Annotated in this window: 17 protein-coding genes; 12 read left to right on the top strand and 5 right to left on the bottom strand. The window is 64.8% G+C overall.

Going from position 1 to position 19187, the window contains the following annotated elements; genetic code table 11:
• The first annotated feature begins 11 nt into the window (after positions 1-11).
• The 4 genes from A3AU_RS0128825 to A3AU_RS0128810 are packed head-to-tail and all read left to right on the top strand — an operon-like array spanning position 12 to position 5291.
• Entirely contained in the window at positions 12-1706 is a 1695-nt protein-coding gene (locus tag A3AU_RS0128825; protein WP_051355494.1) for a GMC family oxidoreductase, read from the top strand.
• A gap of 16 nt (positions 1707-1722) precedes the next feature.
• Entirely contained in the window at positions 1723-2505 is a 783-nt protein-coding gene (locus A3AU_RS0128820; RefSeq protein ID WP_027055980.1) for an HpcH/HpaI aldolase family protein, read from the top strand.
• A gap of 22 nt (positions 2506-2527) precedes the next feature.
• Positions 2528-3793 carry an NAD(P)/FAD-dependent oxidoreductase gene (locus tag A3AU_RS0128815; RefSeq protein WP_027055979.1) on the top strand — a complete coding sequence of 422 codons (1266 nt, stop codon included), beginning with the start codon at positions 2528-2530 and terminating at the stop codon, positions 3791-3793.
• 58 nt (positions 3794-3851) lie between these two features.
• A complete protein-coding gene (locus tag A3AU_RS0128810; RefSeq protein WP_027055978.1) occupies positions 3852-5291 on the top strand; it encodes an NAD(P)-dependent oxidoreductase in 1440 nt (479 codons plus the stop codon).
• Positions 5292-5336: 45 nt separating this feature from the next.
• Here the strand turns inward: A3AU_RS0128810 and A3AU_RS0128805 are convergent, their stop codons facing one another.
• The 5 genes from A3AU_RS0128805 to A3AU_RS0128785 form a co-directional block, all read right to left on the bottom strand.
• The gene (locus A3AU_RS0128805; RefSeq protein ID WP_027055977.1) at positions 5337-6749 is read right to left on the bottom strand and encodes an HAL/PAL/TAL family ammonia-lyase; all 1413 of its coding nucleotides are present in this window, start codon (positions 6747-6749) and stop codon (positions 5337-5339) included.
• Between the two features lie 148 nt (positions 6750-6897).
• Positions 6898-8001, bottom strand: a complete 1104-nt coding sequence (locus tag A3AU_RS0128800; RefSeq protein WP_027055976.1) for an alcohol dehydrogenase family protein — start codon at positions 7999-8001, stop codon at positions 6898-6900.
• Positions 8002-8010: 9 nt separating this feature from the next.
• Positions 8011-9390, bottom strand: a complete 1380-nt coding sequence (locus tag A3AU_RS0128795; RefSeq protein WP_027055975.1) for an aspartate aminotransferase family protein — start codon at positions 9388-9390, stop codon at positions 8011-8013.
• A 35-nt stretch (positions 9391-9425) separates the two neighbouring features.
• Positions 9426-10919, bottom strand: a complete 1494-nt coding sequence (locus tag A3AU_RS0128790; RefSeq protein WP_027055974.1) for an NAD-dependent succinate-semialdehyde dehydrogenase — start codon at positions 10917-10919, stop codon at positions 9426-9428.
• Positions 10920-11049: 130 nt separating this feature from the next.
• Complete coding sequence (locus A3AU_RS0128785) at positions 11050-11541, bottom strand: Lrp/AsnC family transcriptional regulator (RefSeq protein WP_032918386.1); 492 nt, start codon at positions 11539-11541, stop codon at positions 11050-11052.
• Positions 11542-11624: 83 nt separating this feature from the next.
• On the opposite strand from A3AU_RS0128785, the gene ehuR reads away from it, so the two are divergent.
• The 8 genes from ehuR (at position 11625) to A3AU_RS0128745 (ending at position 19139) form a co-directional block, all read left to right on the top strand.
• Positions 11625-13010 (top strand): MocR-like ectoine utilization transcription factor EhuR, encoded by a 1386-nt coding sequence (gene ehuR / locus A3AU_RS0128780; protein ID WP_027055972.1) that lies wholly within the window; start codon positions 11625-11627, stop codon positions 13008-13010.
• A gap of 124 nt (positions 13011-13134) precedes the next feature.
• Positions 13135-13920 carry an ectoine/hydroxyectoine ABC transporter ATP-binding protein EhuA gene (gene ehuA / locus A3AU_RS0128775; protein WP_027055971.1) on the top strand — a complete coding sequence of 262 codons (786 nt, stop codon included), beginning with the start codon at positions 13135-13137 and terminating at the stop codon, positions 13918-13920.
• Positions 13921-13990: 70 nt separating this feature from the next.
• Positions 13991-14842, top strand: coding sequence for an ectoine/hydroxyectoine ABC transporter substrate-binding protein EhuB (ehuB, locus tag A3AU_RS0128770; protein WP_027055970.1), 852 nt, complete (start codon positions 13991-13993; stop codon positions 14840-14842).
• A 161-nt stretch (positions 14843-15003) separates the two neighbouring features.
• The gene (gene ehuC, locus A3AU_RS0128765) at positions 15004-15663 is read left to right on the top strand and encodes an ectoine/hydroxyectoine ABC transporter permease subunit EhuC (protein WP_027055969.1); all 660 of its coding nucleotides are present in this window, start codon (positions 15004-15006) and stop codon (positions 15661-15663) included.
• A 52-nt stretch (positions 15664-15715) separates the two neighbouring features.
• Complete coding sequence (gene ehuD / locus A3AU_RS0128760) at positions 15716-16375, top strand: ectoine/hydroxyectoine ABC transporter permease subunit EhuD (protein ID WP_027055968.1); 660 nt, start codon at positions 15716-15718, stop codon at positions 16373-16375.
• Between the two features lie 3 nt (positions 16376-16378).
• Positions 16379-17158: an ectoine utilization protein EutA gene (gene eutA / locus A3AU_RS0128755; RefSeq protein ID WP_027055967.1), complete on the top strand. Its 780-nt coding sequence runs from the start codon at positions 16379-16381 to the stop codon at positions 17156-17158.
• Between the two features lie 5 nt (positions 17159-17163).
• On the top strand, positions 17164-18150 hold the full coding sequence (gene eutB / locus A3AU_RS0128750; protein ID WP_027055966.1) for a hydroxyectoine utilization dehydratase EutB: 987 nt from the start codon (positions 17164-17166) through the stop codon (positions 18148-18150).
• Positions 18147-19139 carry a cyclodeaminase gene (locus tag A3AU_RS0128745; RefSeq protein ID WP_027055965.1) on the top strand — a complete coding sequence of 331 codons (993 nt, stop codon included), beginning with the start codon at positions 18147-18149 and terminating at the stop codon, positions 19137-19139. Before eutB ends, A3AU_RS0128745 begins: the two co-directional genes overlap by 4 nt.
• The last annotated feature ends 48 nt before the right edge of the window (positions 19140-19187 follow it).

Here is a 19187-nt window from a genome sequence, read left to right as displayed (position 1 = left end):
AGCGCAAGTACATGCAATTCGATTACATCATCGTCGGCGGCGGCTCGGCGGGCGCCGTTCTCGCCAGCCGGCTCTCGGAAAGCGGCAGCAGGCAAGTGGCGCTGTTCGAGGCCGGTCCCGACACGCCTCCCGACGACGTTCCGGAAGTGATCGCCGACAGCTATCCCGGCCTTTCCTATTTTGACCCGAAATACCACTGGACGGAACTGCGCGTCTTCAACCGATCGCCCAGGCAGAACGCGCAGGTGACCAAGACCGCCAAGCTCGAACAGGCCAAGGTGATGGGCGGCGGCTCCAGTATCAACGGCCAGTTCGCGGTGCGCGGCCTGCCGCACGACTATGACGAATGGGAAGCTTTCGGCCTCGCCGGCTGGGGATGGGAGGGCATGCTGCCCTATCTCAGGAAGCTCGAACGCGATCTCGATTTCGACGGCGAGCTTCACAACAAGACCGGCCGGATTCCGATCCGCCGCGTCTTCCCGCAGGACTGGGCCGGCTTCACCAGATCCGTCCTCAAGGTGACGCAACGCGACTACCCCTACCGGCCGGACTATAATGGCAGTTTCGAGGATGGCTCGTTCCCGCTGCCCCTGTCGAACGAGAACGACCGCCGCGTCTCGACCGCGGTCGGCTATCTCGACGCCGCGGTGCGCGCGCGCAAGAACCTGCACATCTTTGCCAACGCCTTTGTCGAAGGTTTGGTGACAGAGGGAACGCGCATCACCGGCGCCACGGTGACGATATCAGGCCGGACGCAGGTCTATAGCGCCGGCGAGACCATCGTGTCCGCAGGCGCCTTGCACTCGCCGGCCATCCTGCTTCGGGCCGGCATCGGGCCGGCGGCGCAGCTGAAGCGGCTGGGCATCGAAGTGGTCGCCGATCGCCCCGGCGTCGGCGAGAATCTGACCGACCATCCGCATCTGGCCGTCGGCGCGCATTTCAAGAAATCGGCGCGGCTCAAGCCCGGCCAGCGGCGTCATATCTTCCTCGGCGTCAGATACTCTTCCAATTACGCGGATTGCCACCCCGGCGACATGCTCTTGATGCCGGTCAACCGCGCCGGCTGGCATCCGCTGGGCAAAGCAATGGGTGCGCTCAATGTCTGTGTCAACAAGTCCTATTCGCGCGGCACGGTAACGCTGAAGTCGACGGTCCAGACGGATGAACCGATCGTCGATCTGAACCTGGCTTCAGATGGCCGCGACCTGATGCGGCTGGTGGACGGCTTCAAGCGCATCTGCAGGATCATGCAATCGCCTGATGTCCAGCAGCACGTCAACACCTGGTTCCTGGCCGGCTACAGCGACGAGGCGCGTGCGCTCAGTGTGCGCAAGCCGTCGAACTGGATCAAGACCGCGACCGCCGCGTACCTCTTCGACTATGCGCCGTTCTTCCGCGAGACCTTGCTCAAGCGAAAGTTCGGCACCACCGACCGCATCCAGGCAATGCTCGGCAATGAGGATCTGATCGCCGACTGGGTGAGGCAATCCGTCTGGTCGGGCTGGCATGTCTCCGGCACCTGCAAGATGGGCAATGACCGGGATCCGCTGGCGGTGCTCGACGCAGACTGCCGCGTGCGCGGCGTGCAGGGCCTGCGCGTCGTCGATGCTTCGATCATGCCGACGATCGTCGCCGCCAACACCAACATCACGACGATCGCGATCGCTGAAAAAGCGGCGGACCTGATTTTGAATTCCCGACAATAGCAAAGGACCTCGAGCTATGCGCAAGAACAAGGTGAAGGACATCTGGGCCGCCGGCGGCGAAGTGGTAACGGGCTGGCTCGGCATTCCGTCGTCGATCTCGGCCGAACTGATGGCGCAGCAGGGCTGGGACGCGCTGACCGTCGATCTACAGCATGGCGCGACCGACTATGTCGATGCCGTGCCGATGCTGCAGGCGATCTCGACGACCGATACGACGCCGATGGTGCGCGTGCCGTGGAACGATCCGGCGATCATCGGCAAGGTGCTCGACGCCGGCGCCTATGGCGTCATCTGTCCGATGGTCAACACCGCCGAGGAAGCGGACGCCTTCGTCAAGGCCTGCCGCTATTTCCCCAAGGGCGGCCGTAGCGTCGGCCCGTTGCGCGCCTCGCTCTATGCTGGCGCCGACTATTTCCAGCATGCCAACGATACCATCATCACCATGGCGATGATCGAAAGCGAACAGGCGGTGAAGAATCTGGAGGATATTCTGAACACGCCGAACCTCGATGCCATCTTCGTCGGTCCGTCGGACCTTGCGGTGACCATGGGCGAGGCGCCCGGTTTCGATCCGCGCTATCCGGCCGTCTACGAGGCGATCGAATACATCGCCGCCAAATGCAAGGAAGCCGGCGTCATTCCGGGCATCCATTGCGGCTCGGTCGCTTACGGCGTCGACATGCGCAAGCTGGGCTATCGCTTCATGGCCTATCTCTCCGACTTCCGCATGTTGCAGCAGATGGTGGCGCGGTCGCTGCCGGCCTTCCGTGCCGGCACGCCGAGCGTGATCGCACCCTGACCGGCACAACGGATCGATCGCCATGACATCGACAGGCACGCCGCGCGGCAAGGTGACGGTCATCGGCGCCGGTATCATCGGTGTCTGCGCCGCGAACTACCTGCTCGAGCAGGGGGTCGCCGTCGAGGTGGTCGACCCGGCCCTGCCGGGCTCGGAAGAGCAATGCTCCTTCGGCAATGCCGGCGGCATCTGCCCGGGATCCTGCATTCCGAATTCGATGCCGGGCGTGCTTCGCAATGTGCCGAAATGGCTGATGGACCCGGAAGGCCCGTTGATCGTGCGGCTGGCCTATGTGCCGCACGCGCTGCCCTGGCTGCTGCGTTTTCTTGCGGCCAGCCGCAAACCGCGCGTCGAAGAGATATCGGCGGCAATGCGGTCGCTGCACCGCTATACATTCGAGTGCTACGAGCCGCTGATCAAGGCCGCCGGCTGCGAGGATCTTCTGCAGAAACGCGGCCAGCTCTTCGTTCATGAGACGGCCGACGGGCCGTCGAAGGGTGCCTACGGCCTTCGGCTGCGGCGCGAGCATGGCGTCAAGATGGACATCCTCGATGCCGACGAAATCCGTCAGCTCGAACCAGCTTTGGCGCCGATCTTCAAGAGTGCGGTCTACCTGCCCGAACAGGGACAGTGTCCCAATCCCGGCCGTCTCGTCGCGAAGCTCGCCGAACACGCGGCACGCCAGGGCGCCCGCTTCATCAGGGCAAAAGTGCTCGGCTTCGACATGGCGCCCAACGGGCCGTCGGCGTTGCGCCTCGAAGGCGGCGGTCGCATGCCGGTCGAGACGGTGGTGCTGTGCGCCGGCGCCTGGTCCGGCGATCTCGCCCGCCAGCTTGGCGACCGCATTCCACTGGAGAGCGAACGTGGCTACCACATCATGGTCAAGGGGGCCGATACCGGCCTGCGTATCCAGACCATTTCGGCCGACCGCAAATTCGTCGCATCGCCAATGGAGGAGGGCCTGCGGATCGCCGGCAACGTCGAATTCGCCGGCCTGAAAGCGCCCGCTAACATGAACCGGGCGGACGTTCTTCTCAAACAGGCGCGGCCGATGTTCCGAAGGCTGGAGGTCGGCGAGGTCACGCGCTGGATGGGGCATCGGCCCGGCACGCCCGACAGCATTCCGGTCATCGACCGGGCATCGCGAGCCAGGAACGTCATCTACGCCTTCGGCCATGGCCACCAAGGCCTCATTGGCGGCGCCGTCACCGGCAAGATCGTGTCGCAACTTGCCACCGGTTTGCCGCCGGCGATCGATCTGACGCCGTTCCGAGCGGATAGGTTCTGACTATTCAGGACACGCTGCTGCCGCAGCAGGCCTGCCGTTCTCGCATGAGGGAAGCGACGTGACCGCGAACACCAGCACACAGGCCGTGGAGCCGATCGACCCGCAAAGCGTCTTCACCGTCCTGATATGCGATCTGGTCGGCCTGCGCTTCGGACCCGACGGCACACCCGATCCGAGCGAAGTACGCGCCCATATCGAGGCCAAGGGCGGACGCTTCCACGCGGCTGCGCTTGGCGACAAAACGGGGCTCGAGCAAGGCCGGGTGCATTTCTTCTACCAGCCGGACCTTAGCGGCCGGCAAGAGCTGATCGAAGCCGCCGGCGACGGGCGCTATGACGCCGTCATCGCCGCCGCCACCTTCCTGCCCGCCGAGACCGTCTTTCCACTGGCCGGCGTGCGGATCGGCGCCGGCACCGGCAATATGGGCTCGCGCTCCTGGGGCGGCGGGAGCGGCGAGGGTGGCACCGCGGTGCTCATGAACACGCCGGGCATCAACAGCCGCGCCACCGCGCAGATGGTGATGAAGGCGATCCTGAAAGTGCTGCCGGATCTCCCTGTCGACTTGCTTCACGATAGGGTGGCGCGCGGCGCCTTCGACACTGGTAGGGAACTGCGCGATTTTCCGACCGAGAAGCTCGAAGGCAAAACCATCGCGATCATCGGCTACGGCAATATCGGCCGCGAGGTGGCCAAGCTTGCCCGCGCCTTCGGCATGCGCGTGGTGATCCACGCACGGCCCCGGCATCGCGACTGGATAGAGGCCGAGGGTTTCGTCTTCGCGCCGGACCTTGTCGAGGCAGCTGATAGCGCCGATGTGCTGAGCGTCCATGTCGGCCTCGGCAAGCAGGACGCGCAGACCGGCCGCTACGCCAATGCCGGGCTCATCGGCGCGGAGGTTCTCTCCCGCATGAACAAGGGCGCGGTGCTGGTCAACTACGATCGCGGCGAGCTTGTCGACGTCGCGGCGCTTGGCGGCGCGCTGGATGCAGGGCAGGTGCGCCACGCCGCCATCGATGCCGACCTGTTCAGCGACGCTTCAACCGGTGGCTTGTCCGGTCCGATGCTGCCCTATCTCGACCTCGTCGAGAGGCATGGCGACAAGCTGGAGCTTCTGCCGCATGCCGCGGCCGATACGGATCATCCCTCGCGCGTCGCCGGCGCCAGGCAGGCCATCGACCAGCTTTTCGACGTCATCTGCCGCAAATCGGTGACGAACGCGAAGGGCACCGTGCCGCCAGGCTATCTTTCCGTGGGGGCGACGACGCCTCCCGGCATTGGACCAGTGACGGCGGAACACCTTTTGAAGTTGACTTCCAGCGACTGTTCCGAGCTGGCGGATGTCTGCGATCGGCAAAGCCGGCTGTGGAAGGCTTTGTCGGACGCGCCGGCCACAGAGCGGGACAAAATCGTCGCCGAACGGGGCGAGGAACTGGTCCGGCTGATCGACCGCTTTTGCCTTCTGACCGAGAAACTGAATCTCAGGGGTCCGTATCAATAGTCTTGGCCTTCGCTGAAGAGCCCGCGGCCGAGTGGACCTCCAGGCTCAGTATCGGGGCCCGGCCACCATGCGGGCCACCCGTGTCATGTCGGTGCTCATCTCGCGGTCGTCGTCGAGCGGGCTGACGAGTGCGCGTATGGCGGCGAAAGTGCGCTGCGGTCCTTCGCCCATGCTGTCGACGACGCCGCGCAACTCGACGCCCGTTGCGGCGAAGATCAATTCCATGGCAACGAGATAGCGCATGCGCTCGATGATCTCGGCGGTCTTGGACACCACTCGGGGTGCCATCGACGACTGGTCCTCGATGCCGTCGGAAACCGCGAGCGGGCTGAGCGACATCGGGTTGGCCAGATGCCGAATCTCGGCTTCCAGCGCGGATAAAGGCTTTTGCAGCTCCGCATAGCCCTGGCGGCTGCCGCCCCTGGCCGACAGGAAGCGAGGCAGGTCGGCTATAGCAGGCGACATCAGCTTCATGCAGCGGTTGGAAACCACCCGTTCGCCCTCGGCCAGGATCACGGGATTGTCGCCTGAATGGGTCAGTTCGATCTCGGTGGCGAGCCGCGCCTGTTCGAACGCATTGAGCAGGCCGCCCCAGACCTGGGGTACACAGCGATAGCTGAGCGGATCCTGCAGGCGCCGCGCTGCTCTGTCCTTCCACAGGCCGCTTCCCGCCAGCTCCACGCGCAGCCGCGCGCCGATCTCGCGCTGGCCGAAGGCTGGCCGTGCCGCCAGCGCATGCTCGTCGATCGCGGTGAGCGAAGAGCGGAACGCCTCATAGTTGAGGGCGACCGCCGCCATTGCCCAGTCGATAAGATGGGCGACGTCTTCGAGACACAGGCACGCCGTTCCCGTCGACAGGCTGTTGGCGACAATGATGGCGTGGCCGTCCTTTTCGCGCAGGTCGAGCGGCTCGAGCCCGGCCAGAGCAAGCGCCTCGGTGGAAGGCATGATCCTGCCCTGGAACTCCGCCTCGCCGTCGCCGCGCAGCGACCTTGCCATATGGCCGAGATGGGCAAGGTCCGCCGCGCCGATCGAACCCCAGGTCGGGATGATCGGATGGACGCCGGCGTTGAGCGCCGCCACCAGGCCCATGACCACGCGCTCGGAAGTGCCGGTGCCGCCGGCGGCCATGCCTGAAATGCGCGCGGTCATCATCGCCCGCACCGCGTCGGTCGGCAGTGCCGGGCCGATGCCCATGCTGTGGCTGAGCGGCACGCTGTGCTGGAAGGCGATCAGGTCGGCCGGCGCGAGCGGTGTATCGACACAGGCGCCGAGCCCCGTCGTGACGCCGTACATCGGTTTGCCAAGCCCGGTCAGATGCTCGATCAGGGCGCGGCTTGCCCGGATGCGGCGCATCGCCTGTTCGCCCAGCATGAGCCGGGCGTTGCGGCGTGCGATCTCGGCCACATCAGCCGCGCCGAGCGGCTTGGCGTCGAGAAGTATCATTCGGCCTGTCATGTCTCGCCCGTATCCCGTGACCAGATGCCCGGACCAGTATGACAACGGGCGTCGCCGTTTGTGACGGCTCGCGGAGACGACTGCAAGCCATTCCCGTTGGGGCAGCGGCGAGAAGGCGGCCAGAGCCAAGGGTGGGGGATTCTTGGATTTACGCCGGCCGCTCCGCGACAGCATCAGGCACCACCACTAGCTTGCCGACAAAATCCTTGGCGACGAAGTCGGCCTGTGCGCGGTGGAAATCGGAGAGCCTGTAGACGCCGCCGACCAGCGGCCGGATCTTTTTCGCTTCGATATACCCGACGATGCGGCGGAAATCGGCCCGCGTGCCCTGGCTCGAGCCATGCAGCTGCAGCTGCTTCAGATACATGGTCCTGAGATCGAGCTGCACGACCGGGCCGGCAATCGCGCCGGCGGTGGTGTAGCGGCCTTCCGGCCTGAGAATACGCAGCAGGTCGTTGAAGATCGCGCCGCCGACGAGGTCGGCCACCACGTCGATCGGCTGGCCGCCGGTCGCTTCATTCACGGCTTGCGGCAGGTCGGCGACGCCACGGGTGATGACCGCCTCGGCGCCGATGTCGAGCACCGCCTGTTCCTTACCCTTGCCGACGAGGGCATAGGGAATGGCGCCGCGCGCCCGTGCCAATTGCACGATGCCCGAGCCGACGCCGCCCGAGGCGCCGGTGACCAGCACGCGCTCGCCGGCCTTCAGGCCGGCGCGTTCCAGCATCTGCTCGCCGGTCAGGTAGGCGCAGCAGAAGGTGGCGAGTTCGACGTCGCTCATCTCCGTGTCGACGACATGCGCGTTCTGCGCCGGCACTGTCTGGTACTCGGCGTAACCGCCATCACGGCCATGGCCCATATAGTCGATGTCGGCGAGTGAATCGTCGTCGCGGTTGTAGATGGAGAAATCGACCATCACCCGTTCGCCGATACGATCAGGCGAAATGCCTTCGCCGACGGCAACGATGGCACCGACCGTGTCGGTGCCCTGGATGCGCGGGAAAACAAGCGTGTTGCCCTGCCGCCGCCAGGTCGACACGGCGGAAGCGTCTTCCTCCGTGCCATAGGCGCCCTGGCGGACCCAGACATCGGTGTTGTTCATGCCGCAAGCGGTGACCTTGACCAACACCTCACCGGAGGCAGGCGCGGGCACCTTCACATCGGTGCGGTAGACGAGCTTTTCCGGTCCGCCGTGCCCGGTGAGCAGCACGGCGGCCATCGTGGCGGGGAGGGTTTTGGTCATGGCATTCATGGATCGATCTCAGAGATTGGCAAACACGATTTTCACCGCATCCGCCGTCTTCGAAACGACGATATCGGCTTCCTCTCGGGTCAGGCAGAGCGGCGGCGCGAAGCCGAGTATGTCGCCCTGCGGCATGGCGCGGCCGATGACGCCGCTGGCGGCAAGCGCCGTCGCCACTTGCGGACCGATCTTTTGCGAAGCGTCGAAGAACACCCGGTCGTCCTTGTCGGCGACGAACTCGACCGCCGCCAGCATGCCGTCGCCGCGCACGTCGCCGACGTGTCTGTGGCCGCCGACGGCCTTTGCCAGTTCGGCCCGGAAATAGGCGCCGGTCTCGCGGGCATTTGTCACCAGATCCATCTCGTCGATCAGTTCGAGATTGGCCACACCCGCGGCAACGCAGATCGGATGCGCCGAATAGGTCCAGCCATGGCCGAGCGAGCCGAGCTTGTCGGAGCCTTGCACCAGCACCTGCCACATCTTGTCGGCGACAATGACGCCCGAAAGCGGCGCATAGGCCGAGGTCAGGCCCTTGGCGATGGTGATGAGGTCAGGCTTGATGCCGTAATGGTCGGAGCCGAACATGGTGCCCAGCCGGCCAAAACCCGTCACCACCTCGTCGGCGACCAAAAGCACGTCATACTTCTTCAGCACGGCCTGGATCTTCTCCCAGTAGCCGGCCGGCGGCGGCACGATGCCACCGGTGCCGAGGATCGGCTCACCGATGAAGGCGGCGACCGTTTCCGGCCCTTCGGCCAGGATCATCTCCTCGAGCTTGTCGGCGCAGTGCTGCGAAAACTGCTCCTCGCTCATCGACCGGTCGGCGCGGCGGAAATAGTAAGGTGCTTCGGTGTGCAGGACCGGCGCGCGCGGCAGGTCGAAGGCGTTATGGAACAGGTCGAGCCCGGTCAGCGATCCGGTCATCACGCCCGACCCGTGATAGCCGCGCCAGCGCGAGATGATCTTCTTCTTCTCCGGCCGGCCCAGCACATTGTTGTAGTACCAGATCAGCTTGATGTTGGTTTCGTTGGCGTCCGAACCGGAGAGGCCAAAATAGACCCTCGACATGCCCTTGGGCGCGCGATCGATGATCATCTTGGCCAAAGTGATCGAGGCCTCGGTGCCGTGGCCGACATAGGCGTGGTAATAGGCGAGGTTCTTCGCCTGCTCTGCAATGGCATCCGCGATCTTCTGGCGGCCATAGCCGACATTGACGCAATAGAGGCCGGCGAAGGCATCGAGGCTCTTCCTGCCATTGTTGTCCCAGACGGTGACGCCTTCGCCGCCGGCCATGATGCGGTTCGGGCTCTCGCCCCGCGCATGCGTGCCCATATGGGTCGAGGGATGGAAGAAATGGTCGCGATCCCAGGCGGCGAGTTCGTTGGACTGATCGAGCATCTTTTTGACTCCTTGAAAGACAAACCGGGCGCGGCTTAAGCCACATCCAGGCAGAGATATTTGAGATCGGTGAAAGCCTCCAGCCCGTGGCGCGAACCTTCGCGGCCGATGCCGGATTGCTTGACGCCGCCAAACGGGATCGGCGCGCCGGTAATCTTGACGCGGTTGATGGCGACCATGCCGTAGTCGAGCGCGCGGCCCATGCGCAACTGGCGGGCGCCGTTCTCGGTCACGACATAGGCGACCAGGCCATATTCGGTGGCATTGGCGCGGCTGATCACCTCGTCCTCGCTGTCGAACGGCGACACAGCGGCGACCGGGCCAAACGTCTCTTCGCGCATGATCAGCGCTTCGTTGGCGACGTCGGCCAACAGCGTCGGCTGGTAGAACAGCGGCCCGGCCTGATGCCGCTTGCCGCCGGTGAGGCAGCGAGCGCCATGGGCAAGCGCATCGGCGACCTGCTCCTCGACCTTGGTGACAGCGCGCTCATGCATCAGTGGTCCTATATCAATCCTGTCGGCGAGCCCATTGCCGATCCGCAGCGCCTCGATGCGTCTGGCGAAGGCCTCGCAGAAGTGCTCGTAGATCGGGCGCTGGACATAGATGCGGTTGGCGGCGAGGCAGTCCTGGCCCGATGTGGCGAATTTGGCGTCGATGGCAATGCTCACGGCCTTGTCGAGATCGGCGTCGGCAAAGACGATCAGCGGCGCGTGGCCGCCAAGCTCCATCACCAGCCGCTTCATCGTCGGCGCACTCTGTGCAGCGATCAGCCGGCCGATTTCGGTCGAGCCTGTGAAACTCATGGCGCGCACGCGCGGGTCTTCGCACAACCGCCCGACGATCGTCGCGGCCTTGCCGGTGACGATGTTGAGGACCCCAGCCGGTAGGCCGGCGCGCTCGCCGAGTTCGGCCAGCGCCAGCGCCGACAGCGGTGTTTCCGAGGAAGGATGCGCGACGATGGTGCAGCCGGCGGCAAGGGCCGCGGCCGCCTTGCGCGTCAGCATCGCCGACGGAAAATTCCACGGCGTGACGATACCGACGACGCCGAGCGGCTCGCGCCGCACCATCATTTCCGCGTTCGGCAGATGGCTGGTGACGCTCTCCGCATTCAGGCGTTTTGCTTCCTCCGCGTACCACTCGACGAAGGAAGCGGCATAGTCGATCTCGCCCTGCGACTCCTGCAGCGGCTTGCCCTGTTCCAAAGTCATCAGCAGCGCCAGATCGTCCTTGGCCTCGATGATCAGTTCGAACCATTTTCGCAGGATTTCTGCCCGCGCCTGCGGCAGCAGGGAACGCCAGGCCGGAAAGGCGCGCGACGCAGCATCGATTGCCTTTGCCGTCTGGCGGTCGTCCAGCGCGGCGACGAAGGCGACCGTGGTGCCGGTCGCCGGATCGGAAACTTCGAAACTTTCGGCCGCTTCGCTCGCCGTCCAGTGGCCGTCGACATAGGCGAGTTCGCGCAGCAGCCGGCGGTCGACGAGACGGTCGAGCGCTTCATGGCGATGCGAGCGGGCGAAATGCGCGGACATGATCGAAGCCTCCCGGTGCGGTCTGATACCGGGAGACTATCCATCGCGGTCGGACAGAGAGGCTGTTTGGGCCCGCGCTGGTAGAGAGAGTCTCTCTATTGAGCCAGCAATGCAGACGATCTCTCCGGCGCTACGTCGGCGCCGGCAACAGGTCGGCGATGGGCAGGGCGATGTCATCCTTCACCGTCTTGATCACGATGTAGGTGAAGTAGCGGTCGATGCCGATTTCGCGCTCCAGCAAGCTGTCGACCAGCCGCTGATAGGCGTCGATGTCGCGCGCCATCACCTTCAGCACGTAGTCGACGCCGCCGCCCACCGACCAGCAGGCGACGATCTCGCTGATATCGCGGATGGCGCGCTCGAAGCGGTCGAAATCGGCCTGCCGGTGGCTGGCGAGCGTCACCTCCATCAGCACGGTGGCGACCGGCGCCACGACGCGCATGGCGATCTTGGCGTGATAGCCCGAAACGATGCCGGCCCTTTCCAGCTTGCGCAGCCGCATCCAGCATGGCGTCGGCGACAGCCCCACCTGCTCGGCCAGCGCCAGCTTGGTGATGCGCCCGTCGCGCTGGATGGCATCGAGGATTTTGAGGTCGATCGCGTCGAGTTTCGCAGCAGTCATCAGCGCCCACTTTTTCGTCCAGAATACCATGATGGCGCATTATTTCGATTGTCAATTGCACTGATTTCGATCTCTAATAAGTCATGACATTGTGGCAACCCGATCCCGCGCTCATCCGGCGGCCAGCCTATCAGTCGCTGGCCGACCAGTTCGCGCGCGCCATTCATGACGGGCGCTTGGCCAATGGCGCGCGGCTGCCGACGCATCGCCGGCTCGCCGACGATCTCAAGCTGTCGGTGCAGACGGTCAGCCGCGCCTATGAGGAACTGATCCGGCGCGGGCTGATCTCGGGCGAGATCGGCCGTGGCAGCTTCGTGCAGACGCAGCGTCGCGAGCCGGAACCGCCCTATCTGCCGGAACGTCTCGGCGAGGTCATCGATCTCTCCATCCTGAAACCGGTGTGCGAGCCGATGCACCTGGAGCGGCTGAAGCAAGCGCTGGGCTGGCTCGCCGAAAACCTCCCGTCGAGTTCGGCGCTGTCGTTCCGGCCGAACATGGTGTTTCCACGCCACCGCGCCGTCGCCGTCGAGTGGCTGAGACTGTGCGGGCTCGATGCCTCCGCGCAAAACATCAGCCTGACCAACGGCGCCACCGCCGGCATGACGGTGGCGCTGATGAGCGTGGCGCCGCCGGGATCGACCGTTGCCACCGAGGCGATCGGCCACCACACGCTGGTGCCGCTGGCGCGTTATCTTGGCTTCAACCTCGAAGGCCTGCCGATCGACGGCAATGGCCTGATCCCGGAGGCGCTGGACGAGGCTTGCAAGCTGTCCGACATTCGCGCCGTGTTCGTGCAGCCTTCGGTGATCAACCCCACGGCAACGCTGATGGATGCGCGGCGGCGCGAGGAAATCGCTGCGGTCGCGCGCAAGCATGACATCGCCATCATCGAGAACGACGTGCTGGGGCCATTGGTCGAGGACCGGCCACCGCCGGTCGCCGCCTTTGCTCCGGAGCGGACGCTCTACGTCACCTCTTTCACCAAGATCACCGTGCCCGGCCTGCGCATCGGCTATCTCGCGGCGCCCGACCGTTACGTCGCCGCCGTTGCCAACCGGCACCTCGTCTCCAACTGGATGGCAACGCCGCTGGTGGCCGAGATCGCCACCAAATGGGTAACCGACGGCACCGCGATGGAACTCGTGCGCTGGCAGCGCGCCGCCCTGCGGCGGCGGCAGGACATCGCCGCCGAGGTGCTTGCCGGGATCGACTATCGCGCCCGGCGCGACGGGCTGCACATCTGGCTGCAACTGCCCGACGACCGTGCCGAGGAAAGCTTTGTCGCCCAGGCGCGGCTGCAGGGCGTGGCGATCGCGCCGGGCACATCCTTCCGGATTTCCGATGCGCCATGGCATCCGGCGGTGCGCATCTCGTTGGGCTCGACCACCGAAGGGGAACTGCGCGCCGGCCTCGGCGTTGTCACCAAGCTGTTGCTTGGCGATCCGGAGCACCTGCTGCTCGCCATTTAGGGCGGTATTGCTCCCGAATTGTGCGGAATGGGAAATATTGTCATGATATTATTTTCCCAATTGACATGATTTGACTCGTTCCGCATCGTTAAGGGCACAAGCTTCTCCAGCAGGGGAAATTCATTTGTCCACACCCATCATCAAGGTCGATGCCATTTCGAAGAGCTTCGGTGCCTTCAAGGTGCTGGACGGTCTGTCGATGCAGGTCATGCCGCGCGAGAAGCTGGCGCTGATCGGGCCCTCCGGGTCGGGCAAGACGACGATCCTGCGCATCCTGATGACGCTGGAGCGCATCGACGGCGGTCATATCCAGATCGAGGGCGAGCAGCTCTACCACATGGAACGCAACGGCCAGCTGCTGCCGGCCGACGAGCGCCATCTGGCGCGGATGCGCCAGAAGATCGGCATGGTGTTCCAGTTGTTCAACCTGTTTCCGCACAAGAGCGTCATCGACAATGTGACGCTGGCGCCGATGCTGACCAAGGGCACGCCGCGCGCCGCCGCCGAGAAACGGGCGATGGAATTGCTCGACATGGTCGGCATGGCCGACAAGGCCAAGGCGATGCCGGCGCAACTATCCGGCGGCCAGAAGCAGCGCGTGGCGATCGCCAGGGCACTCGCTCTGCAGCCCAAGATCATGCTGTTTGACGAGGTGACATCGGCGCTCGATCCGGAACTGGTCGAGGAGGTGCTCAACGTCTTGTGGCGGCTCTGCGCCGAGACCGACATGACCATGCTGCTGGTCACGCATGAGATGGGCTTCGCCCACGACTTCGCCGACCGGGTGCTGTTCTTCGATCGCGGCAGGATCGTCGAGGAGGGCAAGCCCGACGAGATTTTCCGCCATCCCAAGCAGGAGCGCACACAAGGCTTCCTGAAGAAGATCATCGCGGCCGGACATCGCGTCTGACCGTCATGGAAAGGGTGGCGGGAAGCCATCCTTCGACAAAACCAAGACAAGAAACAAGGAGTTGGGAACAATGAAGAAACTTGGCATTCTGGCCGGCGTCGCCGGCCTCGCACTGACGGCGGTGCTGGCCGCATCGATCCCGGGTTCGGCTGCTGACAGCAAGCTCGAGCAGTTGAAGTCGCAGGGCTTCGCCCGGGTCGCCATCGCCAATGAGCCGCCCTATACGGCGGTCGCCGCCGACGGCAAGGTTTCAGGCGCGGCACCCGACGTGGCGCGCGAGATATTCAAGCGGCTCGGCGTCGCCGATATCGTCGCTTCGATCTCCGAATATGGCGCGATGATCCCCGGTCTGCAGGCCGGACGCTTCGATGTCGTCACCGCCGGCCTGTTCATGAAGCCGGAGCGCTGCGCGGCGGTCGCCTATTCCGAACCGGTTCTGTGCGACGCCGAGGCGATGCTGGTGAAGAAGGGCAATCCGAAAGGCTTCAAGAGCTACGAGGACGTCGCCAAGGATACGTCGGCCACGATCGGCGCGCCTGGCGGTGGCACCGAGGAGAAGCTGGCGCTCAATGCTGGCGTGCCGCGCGAACGCGTCATCGTCGTGCCGGACGGCCAGAGCGGCCTGAAGATGGTGCAGGATGGCCGCATCGACGCCTATTCGCTCCCGGTCCTGTCGATCAACGACCTGATGAAGAAGGCCAACGATCCGAACCTCGAAGTCATCGCTCCGGTGCAGGGCGCGCCGGTCTATTGCGACGGCGCCGCCTTCAAGAAGGGCGACGAAGCCTTGCGCGATGCTTTCGACGTCGAACTCGCCAAGATGAAGAAATCAGGCGAATTCGCCAAGATCATCGAGCCCTACGGCTTCTCGGCCGCCGCGGCGATGTCGACGACCCGCGACAAGCTCTGCGCGGCAAAGTGATTTTTGCCTTCTCCCCGTTTACGGGGAGAAGGTGGCCCGAAGGGCCGGATGAGGGGCAGCGCCAAGGCTCGCAAAGCTAGCGCCGCCCCTCATCTGCCTGCCGGCATCTTCTCCCCGTTGTACGGGGAGAAGGAACCCAAACCACCAACGTTGGAACCTAGATGACCCAGTGGTCCGGCTATTTCGGCCTGATAGTGCAGGGCGCGATTGTCACCATCGAGCTGACGCTGATGGGGTCGGTGCTTGCGCTGATCATGGCCTTTTTGGCCGGCCTGGGGCGGCTGTCGCGCTTGTTTCTGCTGCGCGCATTGGCCACCGCCTATATCGAATTCTTCCGCGGCACCTCGATTTTCGTGCAGCTGTTCTTCGCCTATTTCGTGCTGCCGCTGATTGGCCTGGAGCTGACCCCGCTGCAGGCCGGCGTGCTGGCGCTCGGCCTGAATGTCGGCGCCTATGCCGCCGAAGTGGTGCGCGGCGCCGTGCAGTCGATCGGCCGCGAGCAGCATGAGGCCTGCATCGCGCTCAATCTCGGTCGCTGGCAGGGCCTGCGCCACGTCATCCTGCCGCAGGCGTTTCTGGTGATGCTACCGACCTTCGGCAACAACGCCATCGAGTTGCTCAAGGCAACATCGGTCGTCTCGCTGATCTCGCTTGCCGACCTGACCTTCCAGGCGCAGGTGGTGCGTGCCCAGACCGGCAACACCATGGTGCCGTTCGCCACCATCCTGGTCATCTATTTCATCCTGGCACTGCTCATTTCGTGGGGCGTGCGATCGCTGGAACGCCGCATGGCGCGCGGCCTCGATGGGGTGCGCGTCTAATGGCCGATGGACCTGCTGATAAATTTGGTTCGCTGATGGCCAAGGTTTTCTGATGGATTGGGACTGGAATTTCGTATGGCAGATCATGCCGACGCTGATCCAGGGGGTGAAGATCACCATCCTGGCGACGCTGCTCGGCTCGGTGCTGGCGGCGATCGTCGGCCTCGGCATCGCGCTGGCGCGCCGCTCACCCAACAAGGCGCTGTCGCGCACCGTCGGCTGGGCAGCCGAATTCATCCGTGGCACGCCGCTGCTGGTTCAGCTCTATTTCATCTTCTACGTACTGCCTGACATCGGCATCCTGCTGCCGCCGCTCGTCGCCGGCGTCATCGGGCTCGGGCTGCACTACGGCACCTATACGGCGGAGGTCTACCGCGCTGGCATCGAGAATGTGCCGCGCGGCCAGTGGGAGGCCGCCAAGGCGTGCAATCTCAGCGCCCGGCAGACCTGGACGCACATCATCATCCCGCAGGCCATCCCGCCAATGATCCCGGCGCTGGCCAATTACTTCATCGCCATGTTCAAGGAGACGCCTTTGCTTTCGGCGATCACCGTGCTGGAGCTGATGAACCAGGCGAAAAGCGTCGCCAACACCTACTATCGCTACCTGGAGCCGATCACGCTGGTCGGCGCCTTCTTCCTCGCCATCAGTCTTTGTTCGGTCGTGCTGCTGCGCTGGCTCGAGCGTCGTTACGGCAAGATCGAGAGGTAACCGATGAAACCCTTGCCCGAAATCACAGTCCATCCAAAACGGTCATCACTCGATGATCGTCCGCTCGACAGGCGCATCGGCCTGATCATCCTGGCCACGGACCACACCAGCGAGCCGGATTTTCGCCGCATGGTGGCGAACGACCGCATCGGCGTCTATGTCGCGCGCATTCCCTATGCCAATCCCACGACGCCGGAAAACCTGCGCAAGATGCAGCCGGCGCTGACGGCGGGCGCGGCCTTGATCCTGCCCGACGAGACGCTCGACGCGATCTGCTATTCCTGCACTTCGGCCTCGGTGGTGATCGGCGATGCCGAGATCGAGGCGGCGATCCAGGCTGCCAAGCCCGGCGTGCCAGTCGTCACGCCGCCAGCGGCCGGCGTGCGCGGGCTGAACGCCTTTGGCGTGCGCAGGATCAGCGTCCTCACGCCCTACACGGTCGAGACCTCCAGGCCGATGGCGACCTATTTCGCCGAGCGTGGTTTCGAGATCGCCAGCTTCACCTGTCTCGGCTTTGAGGACGATCGCGAGATGGCGCGCATTCCGCCGGCAGCCCTTGTCGATCTCGCACGTGAGGCGACCCATCCACAGGCTGACGCCCTTTTCGTCTCCTGCACGGCGCTGCGCGGCGCGCTCGCGGTCACCGGCATGGAACAGGCGATCGGCCGTCCGGTGGTGACCAGTAACCAGGCGAGTGCGTGGAACTGCCTGCGCCTGTGCGGTGATGATTCAGCCCACCCCGAATTCGGCCGTCTGATGACGCTGCCTTTGACGCGCGATTGACGATCATGGTGACAGTGACCCTCGACGACATTCGGTCTGCACGCGAACGTATCGCCGGCAAGGTGGAGCGCACTGCGACCGTGCTTTCCCCGAGTCTTTCCGAACAACTCGGCGTGCCGGTTCATCTCAAGCTCGAACACCGCCAGACCACGGGCAGCTTCAAGCTGCGCGGCGCCTCGAATGCCGTCGCTTCGCTGAGCGCGCGGGAGAAGCAACGCGGCGTGGTCGCTGCATCGACCGGCAATCATGGCCGCGCGCTGGCTCATGCGGCCAAGCTCGAAGGCATGCGCGCGGTGATCTGCATGTCGCGTCTGGTGCCTCAGAACAAGCTCGACGAGATCCGCCGGCTCGGCGCGGAAGTCCGCATTGTCGGCAACAGCCAGGACGACGCCCAGCAAGAGGTTGAGCGGCTGGTGACGGAGGAGGGACTGGTGATGCGGCCGCCCTTCGACCATCCCGCCATCATCGCAGGGCAAGGCACGCTCGGGCTGGAGATGATCGAGCAGGTACCGGATGCTGGTCTCGTGCTGGTACAGCTTTCCGGCGGCGGCCTGGCCTCCGGCATTGCCGCAGCCGTCAAGGGCGTCAGCCCCGAAACAAAGGTCATCGGCGTCTCGATGGCGCGCGGTGCCGCGATGAAAGCGAGCCTCGACGCTGGCCATCCGGTGCCGGTTGAAGAATTGCCGACGCTGGCGGATTCGCTCGGCGGCGGCATCGGCCTCGATAACCGGCTGACCTTCGCCATGTGCCGCGACCTGCTCGACGACGTCATCCTGCTCAGCGAGGACGAAATCGCCGCCGGCGTCCGCCATGCCTATGCACAGGAGCGCGAGATCGTCGAGGGCGCCGGCGCGGTCGGCATCGCGGCGCTGCTCGCCGGCAAGGTCAGGGCAAACGGACCGGTGGTTGTTCTTCTCTCTGGCCGCAACATCGACATGAACGCACATCGCAGGATCGTCTGCGGTGCGGCAATCGGGGAGCGCGCCGCATGAGCCGCATGACGGTACTGACCGAGAGAGAATTACGTGAGATCGTGACGCTCGATCTCGATGCCGTCGCCTGCGTCGAGAACGCTTTTCGCGCACTTGCCACTTTGCCGGTTGCGATGCCGCCGATCCTGCGCCTCGACATCCCCGAACATCACGGCGAGGTCGACGTCAAGTCCGCTTACGTACCCGGTATCGACGGTTTCGCCGTCAAGATCAGCTCCGGCTTCTTCGACAATCCAAAGCTCGGCCTGCCGAGCGGTGGCGGCATGATGGTGCTGCTTTCGGCAAAGACCGGGGTGGTCGAGGCGCTGCTGCTCGACAATGGCTACCTGACCGATGTCCGCACCGCCGCGGCCGGCGCGGTCGCCGCGAAGCATCTGGCTCGCGAAGACTCCACCGTAGCGGCGATCTTCGGCGCCGGTTTGCAGGCAGGTCTGCAATTGGAAGCACTGCGCCTTGTCAGGCCAATCGAGGAAGCGCGCATCTGGGCACGCGACGCCGCCAAGGCCGAGGCCACCGCTGCCCGCTTGCGCGAAAGACTGGGCATTGTCGTGCGCGCTGTATCAGACGCGGCGAAGGCGGTTGCCGGCGCCGACATCATCGTCACCACGACGCCCTCGACCGAGCCCCTGATCAAAGCCGGCTTCGTCGCCGCCGGCCAGCACATCACCGCCATGGGCTCGGACGCCGAGCACAAGAACGAGATTGCCCCTGCCATCCTGCGCATGGCCGATCTCTATGTCGCCGACAGTGCCCGCCAGACGCGGCGGCTGGGAGAACTCCATCATGCGATCGCCGCTGGCGTGATGGCAGCCGACGGCGAGATCACCGAACTCGGCCAGATCGTCGCCGGCGAGAAACACGCAAGACGCTCGGCCAGCGACATCACCATCGCCGACCTGACCGGCACTGGCGTGCAGGATACCGCGATCGCCACGCTCGCCCGCGACCGCGCGCGGGCAACCAATGCCGGAACCATTTTTGAAAGCTGATGCTGGCCGCACGAGCATGATCCGGAAAAGTGGGAAACCGGTTTTCCG

The sequence above is a fragment of the Mesorhizobium erdmanii USDA 3471 genome (assembly GCF_000472705.1).
In the GTDB taxonomy this organism is placed as follows: domain Bacteria; phylum Pseudomonadota; class Alphaproteobacteria; order Rhizobiales; family Rhizobiaceae; genus Mesorhizobium; species Mesorhizobium erdmanii.
This window is presented reverse-complemented; position numbering and strand designations above follow the sequence as displayed.

What these genes read in the sequence shown, in the direction of transcription:
- A3AU_RS0128825 (WP_051355494.1), top strand. Translation starts at nt 12, where the DNA reads ATGCAATTCGATTACATCATCGTCGGCGGCGGCTCGGCGGGCGCCGTT.
- A3AU_RS0128820 (WP_027055980.1), top strand. Translation starts at nt 1,723, where the DNA reads ATGCGCAAGAACAAGGTGAAGGACATCTGGGCCGCCGGCGGCGAAGTG.
- A3AU_RS0128815 (WP_027055979.1), top strand. Translation starts at nt 2,528, where the DNA reads ATGACATCGACAGGCACGCCGCGCGGCAAGGTGACGGTCATCGGCGCC.
- A3AU_RS0128805 (WP_027055977.1), bottom strand. Translation starts at nt 6,749, where the DNA reads ATGACAGGCCGAATGATACTTCTCGACGCCAAGCCGCTCGGCGCGGCT.
- A3AU_RS0128800 (WP_027055976.1), bottom strand. Translation starts at nt 8,001, where the DNA reads ATGAATGCCATGACCAAAACCCTCCCCGCCACGATGGCCGCCGTGCTG.
- A3AU_RS0128795 (WP_027055975.1), bottom strand. Translation starts at nt 9,390, where the DNA reads ATGCTCGATCAGTCCAACGAACTCGCCGCCTGGGATCGCGACCATTTC.
- A3AU_RS0128790 (WP_027055974.1), bottom strand. Translation starts at nt 10,919, where the DNA reads ATGTCCGCGCATTTCGCCCGCTCGCATCGCCATGAAGCGCTCGACCGT.
- A3AU_RS0128785 (WP_032918386.1), bottom strand. Translation starts at nt 11,541, where the DNA reads ATGACTGCTGCGAAACTCGACGCGATCGACCTCAAAATCCTCGATGCC.
- ehuR (WP_027055972.1), top strand. Translation starts at nt 11,625, where the DNA reads ATGACATTGTGGCAACCCGATCCCGCGCTCATCCGGCGGCCAGCCTAT.
- ehuB (WP_027055970.1), top strand. Translation starts at nt 13,991, where the DNA reads ATGAAGAAACTTGGCATTCTGGCCGGCGTCGCCGGCCTCGCACTGACG.
- ehuC (WP_027055969.1), top strand. Translation starts at nt 15,004, where the DNA reads ATGACCCAGTGGTCCGGCTATTTCGGCCTGATAGTGCAGGGCGCGATT.
- ehuD (WP_027055968.1), top strand. Translation starts at nt 15,716, where the DNA reads ATGGATTGGGACTGGAATTTCGTATGGCAGATCATGCCGACGCTGATC.
- eutA (WP_027055967.1), top strand. Translation starts at nt 16,379, where the DNA reads ATGAAACCCTTGCCCGAAATCACAGTCCATCCAAAACGGTCATCACTC.
- eutB (WP_027055966.1), top strand. Translation starts at nt 17,164, where the DNA reads ATGGTGACAGTGACCCTCGACGACATTCGGTCTGCACGCGAACGTATC.
- A3AU_RS0128745 (WP_027055965.1), top strand. Translation starts at nt 18,147, where the DNA reads ATGAGCCGCATGACGGTACTGACCGAGAGAGAATTACGTGAGATCGTG.